Source organism: Pelagerythrobacter sp., assembly GCF_041912895.1.
Lineage (GTDB): Bacteria > Pseudomonadota > Alphaproteobacteria > Sphingomonadales > Sphingomonadaceae > Pelagerythrobacter.
The window spans coordinates 190,332-202,532 of the sequence record NZ_JAYSGI010000005.1; the positions used below are offsets into that span (position 1 = coordinate 190,332).

Genomic DNA, 12,201 nt, shown 5'->3' on the forward strand with positions numbered 1-12,201 from the left:
ACGATTGAAGGGAATTGCAAATGTCCCAGAAACCCAAAGTTCTCATCTCCGACAAGATGGACCCTAACGCCGCGCGCATTTTCGAAGAGCGCGGCTGCGAGGTCGACGTGAAGCCGGGCATGACGCCCGACGAACTCAAGGCCGTGATCGGCCAGTACGATGGCCTCGCCATCCGTTCCGCGACCAAGGTGACGCCCGAGATTCTGGATGCGGCGACCAACCTCAAGGTGGTCGGCCGCGCGGGAATCGGGGTCGACAACGTCGATATCCCCGCTGCCAGCGCCAAGGGCGTGGTGGTGATGAACACCCCGTTCGGCAACTCGATCACCACCGCCGAACACGCGATCGCGATGATCATGGCGCTCGCCCGCCAGATTCCCGAGGCCAACGTGCGCACCCAGCACGGCGAATGGCCGAAGAACGATTTCATGGGCGTCGAGGTCACCGGCAAGACGCTCGGCTTGATCGGCGCGGGCAACATCGGCTCGATCGTCGCCAGCCGCGCGCTCGGCCTGCGGATGAAGGTCGTCGCCTACGATCCGTTCCTGACCGAAGAGCGCGCGGTCGAGATGGGGGTGGAGAAGGCCGATCTCGACACCCTGCTGGCCAAGGCGGATTTCATCACCCTGCACACCCCGCTGACCGACCAGACGCGCAACATCCTCGGCGCGGAAAACCTCGGCAAGACCAAGAAGGGCGTCCGCATCGTCAATTGCGCGCGCGGCGGGCTGATCGACGAGGCGGCGCTGAAGGACCTGCTCGATTCGGGCCACGTCGCAGGTGCCGCGCTCGACGTGTTCCAGACCGAACCGGCCAAGGAATCGCCGCTGTTCGGCACCCCGGGCTTCATCTGCACCCCGCATCTGGGCGCGAGCACGACCGAGGCGCAGGTCAACGTCGCGCTGCAGGTGGCCGAGCAGATGGCGGATTACCTCGTCGACGGCGGCGTCACCAACGCGCTCAACATGCCGAGCCTGAGTGCCGAAGAAGCGCCGAAGCTCAAGCCGTACATGGCGCTGGCGGAAAAGCTCGGCAGCCTTGTCGGCCAGCTCGCGCACGGCAATCTCGACCGGATCAGCATCGAACGGTCGGGCGCGGCGGCGGAGCTGAACGGCAAGCCGATCACCGGCGCGGTGCTGGCGGGGCTGATGCGCCAGTATTCGGACAGCGTGAACATGGTCAATGCGCCCTATCTGGCGAAGGAGCGCGGGCTCGACGTGCGCGAGGTGCGCCACGACCGCGAGGGGGTGTACCACACGCTGGTGCGCGTCACCGTGGCGACCGCTGCGGGCGATCGTTCGGTCGCGGGCACGCTGTTCGGGTCCGAGGCGCCGCGGCTGGTCGAGATCTTCGGCGTCGGGATCGAGGCCGATCTGAAGGGCAACATGCTCTACATCGTCAACGAGGACGCGCCGGGCTTCATCGGTCGCATCGGCTCGCTGCTGGGCAGCAACGGGATCAACATCGGCACTTTCCACCTCGGCCGCCGCGATGCGGGCGGGGAAGCGGTGCTGCTGCTGAGCGTCGACCAGCCGATTCCCGACGAGGTGGTGACCGAGGCCTGCGCGCTCGAAGGCGTGAAGACAGTCATGCCGCTGGCGTTTTGACCGGTGCTGGGCCAAGGCTTTCCGGGTCCTTCGAGACGCCGCTTCGACAAGCTCAGCGGCTCCTCAGGATGAGCGATGATAATTTCCACCGCTCATCCTGAGGAGGGATTGAGCGAAGCGGAGGCCGAAGGCCGCAGCGCAGCCGAAAGCCCGTCTCGAAGGACCGTATGACCGACCCCGACGATCTCCTGCCCGAAGGCCTCGAGGATCGCCTGCCGCACGCCGCGGCGGCGTTGACCGCAGCGATGCGCGGTGCGCTCGATGTGCTCGACGGGCACGGATACGACCGGGTGCGCCCGCCGCTGGTCGAGTTCGAGCGCTCGCTCGCCGGGCGGATGGACGGGGTGCAGACCCGGCGGATGTTCCGCTTCGTCGACCCGGCCAGCCTGCGCACGCTGGCGCTGCGATCGGACATGACGCCGCAGGTGGGCCGCATTGCCGCCACCGGCCTCGCCGCTGCGCCGCGCCCGTTGCGGCTCTGCTATGCGGGCGAGGTCGTGACCATCGACGCCGATCAGCTCGATCCTGCCCGCCAGCGGCTCCAGCTCGGGGCCGAACTGATCGGCAGCGACAGCGCGGAAGCGGCCGGCGAGATCGTCGCGCTGGCGCTGGAAGCGCTGGCGGCGGCGGGTGCGAGCGGGCTGTCGGTCGATTTCACCATGCCCGATCTGGTCGATACGCTGGCGGCAGGCGCGCTGCCGGTCGCGCCCGATGCGGTCGAGGCGGTGCGGCGCGAACTCGACATGAAGGATGCGGGCGGCCTGCGCGCGGCGGGTGGGGAAAGCTATCTGCCGCTTCTCTATGCCGCCGGGGATCTCGAGGAGGCGCTCGGCCGAATCGCGGCGATCGATACGGGCGGCGCGCTCGACAGCCGCATCGCCGGGCTGCGCGCGATCGCCGCGCGCATTCCGCCCGGCGTACGCTGCACGCTCGACCCGACCGAGCGGCACGGTTTCGAATATCAGAGCTGGTTCGGCTTCACGCTCTACGCCGCCGGATCGCGCGGCGCGGTCGGGCGCGGCGGCACCTATTGCATCCGCGGAACCGAGGAACGCGCGACGGGCTTCTCGCTCTACCTCGACCGGCTGGCCGAGCCAGGGCCCGACGCTGCGACGCGCCAGACGCTGTTCCTCCCGCTCGGTCACGACCGCCAAGCCGCCGAACGCCTGCGCGCGATCGGCTGGCGAACGCTCGCCGCCTTGTCCGAAAGCGACGATCCGCGAGCGTTGGGATGTACCCACCGTCTCGACGGCGGCGAGGCGGTGGCGCTAGTTGGTCTCTGACGGTTCTGGCCCGATCCGGCCGTCGGAATCGTCGAGCGCATCGATCCGCCCCATCTGATCGTCCGACAGCTCGAAATCGAGCGCTTCGAAGTTCGCCGCAATATGGTCGCGGCTGCTCGCCTTGGGGATCGTCGCGAGGCCGTGCTGGAGATGCCAGCGCAGGATCACCGCGGCGGCCGGGCGGCCGGTCTCTTCCGCGATTGCCTCGACCGCCGGATCGTCCATCGCGTCGCCCTGGCCGAGCGGCGACCAGCTCTGCGTCACGATGCCCAGGTCGCGATGCACCGCGCGCAGGCTCCGCTGCTGGAAGCCGGGATGCAGCTCGATCTGGTTGAGCGCCGGGGTCACGCCGGTCGCATCGATCACCGCGCGCAGGTCCTCCTCGCGAAAATTCGACACGCCGATCGATTTCGCCTTCCCTGCCTTGCGCACCTCCACCAGCGCCTCCCACGTCTCGACTGTCAGTCCTTTTGCCGGGCAGGGCCAGTGGATCAGCACGAGATCGACGCTGTCGCGCCCCAGCCGGGCGAGGCTCTTGTCCATCGCCTGCAACGTGTTGTCGTAGCCTTGGCTATCGTTCCAGATCTTGGTCGTCAGCCACACATCCTCGCGGCCCGAGAGGCCACCGCCCACTCCGCGTTCGTTGCGGTAGATCGCGGCGGTGTCGACCAGATCGTAACCGATATCGAGCGCGGTGCGCACCGGGTCGGCCGCCTTGTCGTCGTCGATCTGCCAAGTGCCGAAGCCGAGCTGGGGAAGCGCGCGGCCGTCGTTGAGCTTGAGCGTGGGGGTGCCGGTCATAAAATCTCCTTTGCCAGCTTCAATGCATTGTCGGCGCGATCTATCCCGCTTGCGCCTTGCCCTGCGCGGGTGCAGCGCCTAACGCCCGCGGCGTTTGTGCAGTGCAGAAGGTAGGCAGGACGGACCATGGCCAACGTCACCGTGATCGGCGCCCAGTGGGGCGACGAGGGCAAGGGCAAGATCGTCGACTGGCTCGCCAGCCGCGCCGATGCCGTCGTCCGCTTCCAGGGCGGGCACAACGCCGGCCACACGCTGGTGGTGGGCGATAACGTCTACAAGCTCAGCCTGCTGCCGAGCGGTATCGTTACCGGCACGCTGTCGATCATCGGCAACGGGGTGGTGCTCGATCCGTGGCACCTCAAGGCCGAGATCGCCAAGCTCGAAGGGCAGGGGGTGACGATCACGCCCGACAACTTCGCCATCGCCGACAACTGCCCGCTGATCCTGCCGCTCCACCGCGACCTCGATGGTTTGCGTGAAAGCGCGGCGGGCGCGGGCAAGATCGGCACGACCGGGCGCGGCATCGGCCCGGCGTACGAAGACAAGGTCGGCCGCCGCGCGATCCGCGTGTGCGATCTGGCGCATCTCGACCATCTCGAACCCCAGCTCGACCGCCTGTGCGCGCATCACGATGCGCTGCGGGCCGGATTCGACCAGTCGCCGGTCGATCGCGAAGGTCTGCTCGCCGAACTGCGCGAGATCGCCCCGTTCGTGCTCCGCTTCGCGCAGCCGGTGTGGAAGCGGCTGAAGAAAGTGCGGAAGGCCGGGGCGAAGATTCTGTTCGAGGGGGCACAGGGCGTGCTGCTCGATGTCGATCACGGCACCTATCCGTTCGTCACCAGCTCGAACACCGTCAGCGGCACCGCTGCGGCCGGATCGGGGCTCGGACCGGCCAGCACCGGGTTCGTGCTTGGCATCGTCAAGGCCTACACCACGCGCGTGGGCAGCGGGCCGTTCCCGACCGAGCTGTCGGACGATGTCGGCCAGCGGCTGGGCGAGCGCGGGCACGAGTTCGGCACCGTCACCGGGCGCCAGCGGCGCTGCGGCTGGTTCGATGCGGTGCTGGTGCGTCAGAGCTGCGCGATCAGCGGCGTCACCGGCATCGCGCTGACCAAGCTCGACGTGCTCGACGGGTTCGACACGGTGAAGATCTGCACCGGCTATCGCCTGCACGGCAAGATCCTCGACTATTTCCCCTCGCACGCCGCCGACCAGGCCGCGGTCGAGCCGATCTACGAGGAGATGGACGGCTGGCAGGAAACCACCGCCGGCGCGCGCAGTTGGGCCGACCTGCCGGCGCAGGCGATCAAGTACATCCAGCGGGTGCAGGAGCTGATCGAGACGCCCGTGGCGCTCGTATCGACCAGTCCGGAGCGCGAAGACACGATCCTCGTGCGCGATCCCTTCATCGATTGACCCAATCGCTCCATTCTTGACTTAATCCCGTTTTGTTCTACCGATGTTCGCATATAGAATTGCGGAGTCGGAAACTCATGGGGCAAGCGGATTTCGTCTACGACATGGCTGGAATGGAAAGCGGCGCGGCATTGGCTGCGGCCGTCTACGCGGACGGTGCGGCGCAGCGGCAGGCGATCGGCGAAGATGCCGCCGCCGCCGGGCTGAGGCTGGGCGAGATCGGCCCGGTCACGATGCTGACGGAAGGGGCGGCGGTGCGCGTCCTGGCTGACGTGGTCGTGCTCGATTGTCCACAGGCCGATGCGGCGACGCTCGCCGCGCTCGCCCGGCTAGATGTCCGCGCGGCACGGGCCGGGGCGCAGCTTGTCGTATCGACCACGCTGGACGCGCTCGATGCGGTGTTCGGCTGCCTCGACCAGTCGCGTGCGCAAGTGCTGGTCGATCCCACTAGGGGAGAGCGCGTAATTGCGCTTGGCCGCGCGTTGGCCATTCTGCCCGGCATGCGCGTGCGCGAGCTATCCCAGGACGACCGCCTGACGCTGCTTCGGTTGACCGAGCAGGTGAGCGAGATCGCGACGCGTCTCGATCGCCTGTCCGGCGGGCTCCCGCGCGACGGCGGTGCATTCCGTTTCGAATCCCCGACGCAGGGCTATCGGGGCGAGGACGAGAGCTGCGAACGCAAGCTGCTGCGTCAGCCGCGACCACCCTTGCCCGATCCGCGGCTGGTGCGCCGGATCATCCGCCAACGCCGTTTGCGCGACCGGTTCTTCGAATCCGCGCTGTTCGCCGATCCCGCGTGGGATATCCTGCTCGACCTCACCGCCGCGCGCGCCGAGCACGCGCGGGTCTCGGTCACCAGCCTGTGCATCGCCAGCGGCGTCCCGCCGACCACCGCGCTGCGCTGGATTGCCCAGATGGTCGAGGCGGGGCTCCTCGTACGGGTCGAGGACGAGGCGGACCGTCGCCGCGCTTTCATCGCGCTGTCCGACCGGACCGCCGACGCGATGGCCCACTACTTTGCGGAACTCGGCAAGACGGCGCAGAAGCTGGTTTAGGCGCCCGGCAGCCAGCCCGCGGTTTCGGCGAGCAACCACACGCCGATCGCGAGAAACAGCAGCGCGGCGACGGCCCTGACCACGCCCAGCGGAACCTTGGCGATCAGCGCATTGCCGAGGAATACCGCAGGCACGTTGGCGATCATCATGCCCAGCGTGGTGCCCGCGGTCACCGTCAGCACGTTCTGGAACTGCGCGCCGAGCGCGATCGTGGCGATCTGCGTCTTGTCGCCCATCTCGACCAGGAAGAACGCGACCAGCGTGGTCAGGAACGCGCCGTAGCGCGAAGGCTTCGCGTCCTCGTCCTCGTCGAACGTGTCGGGCACCAGCGTCCACGCCGCCATCGCGATGAACGATATGGCGACGGCATAGCGGAACCACGTGCCGTCGAGCAGGAAGCTGGCGCGCTCGCCCACGAAGGCGGCGAAAGCGTGGTTTGCGAGCGTGGCGAACAGGATGCCGAGCACGATCGGCACCGGCGCCTTGAAGCGCGCGGCGAGCACGATGGCGAGCAGCATGGTCTTGTCGCCGATCTCGGCGAGCGCGACCACGGCAGTCGAGGTCAGGAAGGCTTCCACGTGGATTCTCCGGGCCGGGCACCAGACAAGACAAACGGCATCGCACCACGCGCCCGGCCGGGCGGTGTGCCATGCCCTTGGTCTCGCCCGAACGGTTTCCCGTTCCCCGTGCGCCACGGCCTCTCGACCGAGTATGTTGACGCATGGGCCCGCCCCGGACGGGCGGTCGGCTACTCCCCAGATGACGTGTGTTTCCTAAGGCGCGGAAAGGTGGAGATCAAGCGCCTATGTCGCGCCGCAGGATCACGGTCAGGCCGGTTTCCGGCGGCTCGCCGGGCAGCACGCGGCGCACGGCATCGGCGCGCGCGCGGTCGAGGAACGCGGCGGGCACCGCTGGATCGTGCAGCACGGTATCGGCCTGCCCGAGCAGACGCGCCTGGCGCAGCGTGAGATCGTCGGGATCGTCGCTGGCGAGCGAGAACACCTCGCACGATGCGCCCCCGCTTTCGCCGGGCCGGTCGAGCCAGTCGGCAACACTTTCCGCCGATCGGGTATCGAACGGATCGAGCGCGCCGCCCTCGGCCAGTGCCGCATCGATCACCCGCCGGCGCTCGCCCGGCTCGGGAACGCGCGCGCGCAATTGCGCCTTGGCCGCATGGAGCGCGCTTGCAAGCGCCCCGAGCGATGGCGGCAAAAGCGCTTCCAACCGCAGCCGCAGATGTTTCGCGAGGCCCGCCGAGGCGCCGCCGGTGCCGACCGCCACGAGCACCGGATCGCGATCCAGCACGCTCGGCACGGTGAAATCGCACAGTTCGGGCCGGTCGGTCGCATTGACCAGCAGCCCCTTGCCCTTGAGCCGCATTACCGCGGCTTCGGCTTCGCGCGCATCTTCGAGTGCGACGAAGGCCAGCCGCGCATGGTGCGCCTCCGCCTCGCCGCAGCAGGTGCCGCCCGCGCGCTCGATCAGCCGCCGCTTCGCCTCCGCCGCTTCGCCGGTGCCGAGCACGACCACGCGCTGTCCGGCGATGCGGTGGAAGAGCGGCAGGCTGTTCACAGCCAGTCCGGCACCTGCTCGGCGTCCATGATCGCGTCCGCCGGAATGCGTTCGGCGACCACCGCGAACCGGTCGCCGTCGACCAGCACCTCGGGCACGAAGCCGCGGCTGTTGTAGCTCGACGCCATCGTCGCGCCGTAGGCCCCGGCGGTGCGGAACACCGCGAGGTCTCCCGCGACGAGCGCGTCGGTCTCGCGGTCCATCGCGAAGGTGTCGCCGGTTTCGCAGATCGGGCCGACGATATGCGCGGTCGCCTTCTCGCCGCTGGGCGCGACCGCTTCGATATCGTGCCACGCACCGTAAATCGCGGGCCGCGCGAGATCGTTCATCGCCGCATCGACGATCACGAACGGCGGCCCGTTGCCGCTGCGCTTCGACCGGATCACGCGGGTCAGCAGCACGCCCGCATTGCCCGCGATGACGCGGCCTGGCTCGAACGTCAGGCGCACGTCCCATGCCTTGGTCACGCGCGCGACCATCGCGCCGTATTCGGCGGGGGAGGGCATGAACTCGCCTGCCTTGTAGGGCACGCCCAGTCCGCCACCGAGGTCGGCGTGGGTGACGCCAAGGCCCTCCGCGCGCAGGTCCGCGATCAGCGCGCCGACCTTGGCGAACGCGGTCTCCAGCGGCTCCAACTCGCCGAGCTGGCTGCCGATGTGGACCGCCGGGCCGCGCATCTCCAGCCCGTCCTCACCCGCGAGCGCAGCGTAGATCGCAGCCGCGCGGTCGAGCGGGACGCCGAACTTGTTCTCGCGCTTGCCGGTGGAAATCTTCTCGTGCGTGCGCGCGTCGACATCGGGGTTCACCCGCAGCGCGCAGGCCGCGACCTTGCCCATGCGACGCGCGATGGCGGCGAGTTCGTAGCCCTCTTCCTCCGATTCGATGTTGAACTGGCCGATCCCCGTCTCCAGCCCCTGCACCAGTTCGGCGTGGGTCTTGCCGACGCCGGAAAACACCACGTCGCCCGGCACCATCCCGGCCGCGAGCGCGCGCGTCAGTTCCCCGCCGGAGACGACGTCCGCGCCGAAGCCTTCCTGCTGGAGAACCTTGAGCACCGCGAGGTTGGGGTTGGCCTTGACCGCGAAGGCGAGATGCGGATCGGCCAGATTCGCCAGCGCTTCGCGAAACACCCGCGCATGGCGCACCAGCGTGGCGCGCGAATAGACGTAGACCGGCGTGCCGACCGCTTCGGCGATCGTCGGCAGCGAGACGTCTTCGGCGTGAAGAACGCCGTTCTTGAGCTGGAAATGGTCCATGCGCGGCCGCTTAGCGGGCGGTGCGGAGCGCGTCGAGCAAGCCTTGCTTGGCGGAGCGGAAGTTACTGCGGCGGCAGGTCGAACGGATCGTCCTCGCGCTCCTCCGAGCGCTTGCGCAGTTCGACGTTGCGTTCGGGGGCGGCCTGCGGGTCGAGCGCAAGCAGATCTTCCGGGCTCGGCTGCACGCCCGCGCCATAGGGGGCCGGGGGCAGGGCTTCGCCCGGCAGCGGCTCGAGATCGGATCGCTGCCCGCACGCGGCGAGCGCGGCGACGAACGCGAGCAAAGCCAAGGGGCGAAGAGAGGTCGTCTTGCGCATCAATCCTCCATGCCGAGCGCGGCGCGCGCCTCGGCCACGCGTCGCTGTACCTGATCGGGCGCGGTCCCGCCATAGGAAGCGCGCGCGGCGACCGACGCATCGACCGAAAGCGCGGCGAAGACGCCCTCGCCGATCCGTTCGTCGATCGCCTGGAGGTCTTCCAGCGAAAGCTTGTCGAGCGCCACGCCGCGCTGCTCGGCCAGCTTCACCGCCGCGCCGGTGATGTGGTGCGCTTCGCGGAAGGGGATATCCGCCTCGCGTACCAGCCAGTCGGCGAGGTCGGTCGCAGTAGCATAGCCCATCTCCGCCGCCGCACGCATCCGCGCGGTATCGAACGCGCTGCCCGCGACCATGCCGCTCATCGCCGCGATCGACAGCGCAAGCAGCCCGTGCGCCTCGAACACCGGCGGCTTGTCGTCTTGCATGTCCTTCGAATAGGCGAGCGGCAGGCCCTTCATCGTGACCATCAGGGCGGTGAGGCAGCCGACGATCCGCCCCGCATGGCCGCGCACCAGTTCGGCGGCATCGGGGTTCTTCTTCTGCGGCATGATCGAACTGCCGGTGCTGAGCGTATCGGGCAGGCGCACGAAGCCGAACGGCTGGCTCGCCCACAGGATCATCTCTTCGGCCAGCCGCGAAAGGTGCAACGCGCACTGCGCGGCGGCTTGCAGGTAATCGAGCGCGAAATCGCGGTCGGACACCGCATCGAGGCTGTTCGCGGTCGGCCGGTCGAAGCCGAGCGCGGCGCTCGTCGCCTGCCGGTCGATCGGAAAGCCCGTGCCCGCGAGCGCCGCCGAGCCGAGCGGGCATTCGTTCAACCGCGCGCGCGCGTCGGCGAAACGGCTGCGGTCGCGCCGGATCATCTCGTAATAGGCCATCAGGTGATGGCCCAGCGTCACCGGCTGCGCGGTCTGCAGGTGAGTGAAGCCGGGCATCACGCTGTCCGCATGTTCGCCCGCGAGTATCACGAGCGCCTGCTGCAAGGCCGCAAGGCCCGCGTCCGCCTGCTCGATCGCCTCGCGCGTCCACAGGCGGAAGTCGGTCGCCACCTGATCGTTGCGGCTGCGTGCGGTGTGGAGGCGGCCTGCCGCCGGGCCGATCAGTTCGGCAAGGCGGCTCTCGGTGGTCATGTGGATGTCCTCGAGGTCCCAGTCCTCCGGCACGCCGTCGGCTTCGTATTCGGCGGCGACGGCGTCCAGCCCGCCCGCGATCGTGTCGGCGTCGGCGGGCGAGACGATGCCCTGCACCGCCAGCATCGCGACATGCGCCTTGCTCGCGGCGATGTCCTGCCGCCACAGCGCCTTGTCGAAGGGGATCGAGGCGTTGATTTCGCGCATGATCGCGCTAGGACCCTCGGCGAAACGCCCGCCCCACATCGCATTGGAACCCGTAGTGTCGTCTCGCTTGTCGCTCACGCTCGTCGCCCTGGCTCTCGTACTCGCCGGGTGCGATAGGCAAGCACCGGAGGAGGCGCAAGGCGAGGGCGCGTTGGCGGGCGACAAGGCGGCCTTGTCCGCCACGATCGATCGCAGCCACGCGGGCGCGCTGATGCCCGCGATCACGGTGACCGATCCCGACGGGAAGGAACTCAACCTCGCCGCCGCGCAGGGCACGCCGGTGCTGCTGAACCTGTGGGCCACCTGGTGCGCGCCGTGCGTGAAGGAAATGCCGATACTCGACGATCTGGCGGGCGAACACGAGGGCGCCCTGCGTGTCATCACCGTCAGCCAGGACATGGGCGGGGCGGAAAAGGTCGCGCCGTTCTTTGCGCAGATGGATTTCGCGCATCTCGAACCGTGGATGGAGCCCGATCTGAACCTCGGTTTCGCGCTGGAAAGCCAGAGCCTGCCGACCACCGTGCTCTACGACGCCAGCGGGCAGGAAGTCTGGCGCGTGGTCGGCGAATACGATTGGGCGGGCGCCGACGTGCGCGAAGCCATAGCCGAAGCGATGCGATAGCCGTCAGCTCGGCCTCGTGCCGTAATCGATCCTGATCCTTACCCAGCTTCCCACCTGCGGCACCCCGCCGAGCACGGGCGGGCGCACCTTGAACTGCCACGCGGCCGCGAGCACCGCGCGGGTGATCCGCGAACCGGCCGGGTATTCGTCCAGCCCGACGCAGTCCTCGACGCGAAAATCGGGCGCGGTGCGGCATGCGATCAGCCCCCAGCCGGGGCCGCTGGCGGTCGAGAGATATCCGGCCAGTTCGTCGTCGCGCGGTTCGCGGTACCAGCGCGCGGCATAGAGCGGCTGGCCGTTGGGCGCGGTGCCGACGCGCGCGGTGTCGGGAACCGCCGGGCCGCTGTCGACCGGGCCGTAGACCGGCGCGTCGGGCCGTGTCGTCGGGGCCGGGCGCGGCGGGCCAGCGGGCGGGAGGCGGAAAGGCGTGGGTATCACCGCGCGCGGCTCGGGCGCCGGCGCAGGCTCGAGCGGCGAGGGGGCGGGCGGTGTCGCGGCATCCGGCGGTTGCGGTTCCGCGGGCCGGGTTTCCTGTTGTTCCTGCTCGGGCGTCGGCTCCGGCGGCTGCTCCTCCTCGGAAGGCTCGGTCGCCTCGAAGTTCACCACGGTGACCTCTTCCTCCGCGTCGCCGAACCCCACCGAGGAGCCGAGCGAGATCAGCGCGAGGATCAGCAGCGCCTCGATCAGAAGCGCCAGCCCCAGCCCGATGGCGCGCCGCCCCGCACCCGATCGCAAGCGCTCGGCCAGGGCGAGGCGCAGGCGCTCGACCGGCGTGATTTCGATGGCGGGATCGGGCTGGGACAAGAGGCCTCGGCGCGGCTACCGGCGGTCCGTGGTGGGCGCTGACGGGCTCGAACCGCCGACCCTCTCGGTGTAAACGAGATGCTCTACCAACTGAGCTAAGCGCCCCTTCCGGGTGCCGCTGCACATAGCGC

Annotated in this window: 12 protein-coding genes, 1 tRNA gene and 1 riboswitch; of the genes, 5 read left to right on the forward strand and 8 right to left on the reverse strand. The window is 69.1% G+C overall.

The window, feature by feature from the left end; all coding sequences use genetic code 11:
* Window positions 1–20 precede the first annotated feature (20 nt).
* Together serA and ACE3QC_RS13960 are read left to right on the forward strand one after the other, a co-directional pair.
* Window positions 21–1,607: a phosphoglycerate dehydrogenase gene (gene serA / locus ACE3QC_RS13955; protein ID WP_374409245.1), complete on the forward strand. Its 1,587-nt coding sequence runs from the start codon at window positions 21–23 to the stop codon at window positions 1,605–1,607.
* Window positions 1,608–1,774: 167 nt separating this feature from the next.
* On the forward strand, window positions 1,775–2,890 hold the full coding sequence (locus ACE3QC_RS13960) for an ATP phosphoribosyltransferase regulatory subunit (protein WP_374409247.1): 1,116 nt from the start codon (window positions 1,775–1,777) through the stop codon (window positions 2,888–2,890).
* Here the strand turns inward: ACE3QC_RS13960 and ACE3QC_RS13965 are convergent.
* Window positions 2,876–3,691, reverse strand: a complete 816-nt coding sequence (locus tag ACE3QC_RS13965) for an aldo/keto reductase (RefSeq protein WP_374409249.1) — start codon at window positions 3,689–3,691, stop codon at window positions 2,876–2,878. The genes ACE3QC_RS13960 and ACE3QC_RS13965 overlap by 15 nt on opposite strands.
* 126 nt (window positions 3,692–3,817) lie before the next feature.
* Here ACE3QC_RS13965 and ACE3QC_RS13970 point away from each other — a divergent pair, with 126 nt between their 5' ends.
* Both ACE3QC_RS13970 and ACE3QC_RS13975 read left to right on the forward strand, forming a co-directional pair.
* Window positions 3,818–5,107, forward strand: a complete 1,290-nt coding sequence (locus ACE3QC_RS13970; protein WP_374409251.1) for an adenylosuccinate synthase — start codon at window positions 3,818–3,820, stop codon at window positions 5,105–5,107.
* 77 nt (window positions 5,108–5,184) lie between these two features.
* Window positions 5,185–6,162, forward strand: a complete 978-nt coding sequence (locus ACE3QC_RS13975) for a winged helix DNA-binding protein (protein ID WP_374409253.1) — start codon at window positions 5,185–5,187, stop codon at window positions 6,160–6,162.
* On the opposite strand, the gene ACE3QC_RS13980 is transcribed toward ACE3QC_RS13975, so the two are convergent.
* The 5 genes from ACE3QC_RS13980 to argH all read right to left on the reverse strand — a co-directional run bounded on the left by ACE3QC_RS13980 (window position 6,159) and on the right by argH (window position 10,683).
* On the reverse strand, window positions 6,159–6,740 hold the full coding sequence (locus ACE3QC_RS13980) for a TMEM165/GDT1 family protein (protein WP_374409255.1): 582 nt from the start codon (window positions 6,738–6,740) through the stop codon (window positions 6,159–6,161). The genes ACE3QC_RS13975 and ACE3QC_RS13980 overlap by 4 nt on opposite strands.
* A gap of 89 nt (window positions 6,741–6,829) precedes the next feature.
* A riboswitch (yybP-ykoY riboswitch) is annotated at window positions 6,830–6,932 on the reverse strand.
* Window positions 6,933–6,957: 25 nt separating this feature from the next.
* Window positions 6,958–7,734, reverse strand: a complete 777-nt coding sequence (locus tag ACE3QC_RS13985; RefSeq protein WP_374409257.1) for an NAD(P)-dependent oxidoreductase — start codon at window positions 7,732–7,734, stop codon at window positions 6,958–6,960.
* On the reverse strand, window positions 7,731–8,990 hold the full coding sequence (gene lysA / locus ACE3QC_RS13990) for a diaminopimelate decarboxylase (protein WP_374409259.1): 1,260 nt from the start codon (window positions 8,988–8,990) through the stop codon (window positions 7,731–7,733). The genes ACE3QC_RS13985 and lysA overlap by 4 nt, the downstream gene beginning before the upstream one ends.
* A 62-nt stretch (window positions 8,991–9,052) precedes the next feature.
* A complete protein-coding gene (locus tag ACE3QC_RS13995) occupies window positions 9,053–9,307 on the reverse strand; it encodes a lipoprotein (protein ID WP_374409261.1) in 255 nt (84 codons plus the stop codon).
* On the reverse strand, window positions 9,307–10,683 hold the full coding sequence (argH, locus tag ACE3QC_RS14000) for an argininosuccinate lyase (RefSeq protein ID WP_374409312.1): 1,377 nt from the start codon (window positions 10,681–10,683) through the stop codon (window positions 9,307–9,309). Before argH ends, ACE3QC_RS13995 begins: the two co-directional genes overlap by 1 nt.
* A 112-nt stretch (window positions 10,684–10,795) precedes the next feature.
* On the opposite strand from argH, the gene ACE3QC_RS14005 reads away from it, so the two are divergent.
* Entirely contained in the window at window positions 10,796–11,266 is a 471-nt protein-coding gene (locus tag ACE3QC_RS14005; RefSeq protein ID WP_374409263.1) for a TlpA family protein disulfide reductase, read from the forward strand.
* 3 nt (window positions 11,267–11,269) lie between these two features.
* Here ACE3QC_RS14005 and ACE3QC_RS14010 read toward each other — a convergent pair whose 3' ends face one another.
* Together ACE3QC_RS14010 and ACE3QC_RS14015 are read right to left on the reverse strand one after the other, a co-directional pair.
* Window positions 11,270–12,070 carry a hypothetical protein gene (locus tag ACE3QC_RS14010; RefSeq protein ID WP_374409265.1) on the reverse strand — a complete coding sequence of 267 codons (801 nt, stop codon included), beginning with the start codon at window positions 12,068–12,070 and terminating at the stop codon, window positions 11,270–11,272.
* A 29-nt stretch (window positions 12,071–12,099) separates the two neighbouring features.
* A tRNA-Val gene (locus ACE3QC_RS14015) sits at window positions 12,100–12,175 on the reverse strand.
* Window positions 12,176–12,201: the final 26 nt, after the last annotated feature.

Excerpts from the sequence above, each read along its gene's own strand:
- argH (WP_374409312.1), bottom strand. The coding sequence starts at position 10,683 with ATGTGGGGCGGGCGTTTCGCCGAGGGTCCTAGCGCGATCATGCGCGAA.
- ACE3QC_RS13995 (WP_374409261.1), bottom strand. The coding sequence starts at position 9,307 with ATGCGCAAGACGACCTCTCTTCGCCCCTTGGCTTTGCTCGCGTTCGTC.
- ACE3QC_RS13965 (WP_374409249.1), bottom strand. The coding sequence starts at position 3,691 with ATGACCGGCACCCCCACGCTCAAGCTCAACGACGGCCGCGCGCTTCCC.
- ACE3QC_RS13975 (WP_374409253.1), top strand. The coding sequence starts at position 5,185 with ATGGGGCAAGCGGATTTCGTCTACGACATGGCTGGAATGGAAAGCGGC.
- ACE3QC_RS13970 (WP_374409251.1), top strand. The coding sequence starts at position 3,818 with ATGGCCAACGTCACCGTGATCGGCGCCCAGTGGGGCGACGAGGGCAAG.
- ACE3QC_RS13960 (WP_374409247.1), top strand. The coding sequence starts at position 1,775 with ATGACCGACCCCGACGATCTCCTGCCCGAAGGCCTCGAGGATCGCCTG.
- serA (WP_374409245.1), top strand. The coding sequence starts at position 21 with ATGTCCCAGAAACCCAAAGTTCTCATCTCCGACAAGATGGACCCTAAC.
- lysA (WP_374409259.1), bottom strand. The coding sequence starts at position 8,990 with ATGGACCATTTCCAGCTCAAGAACGGCGTTCTTCACGCCGAAGACGTC.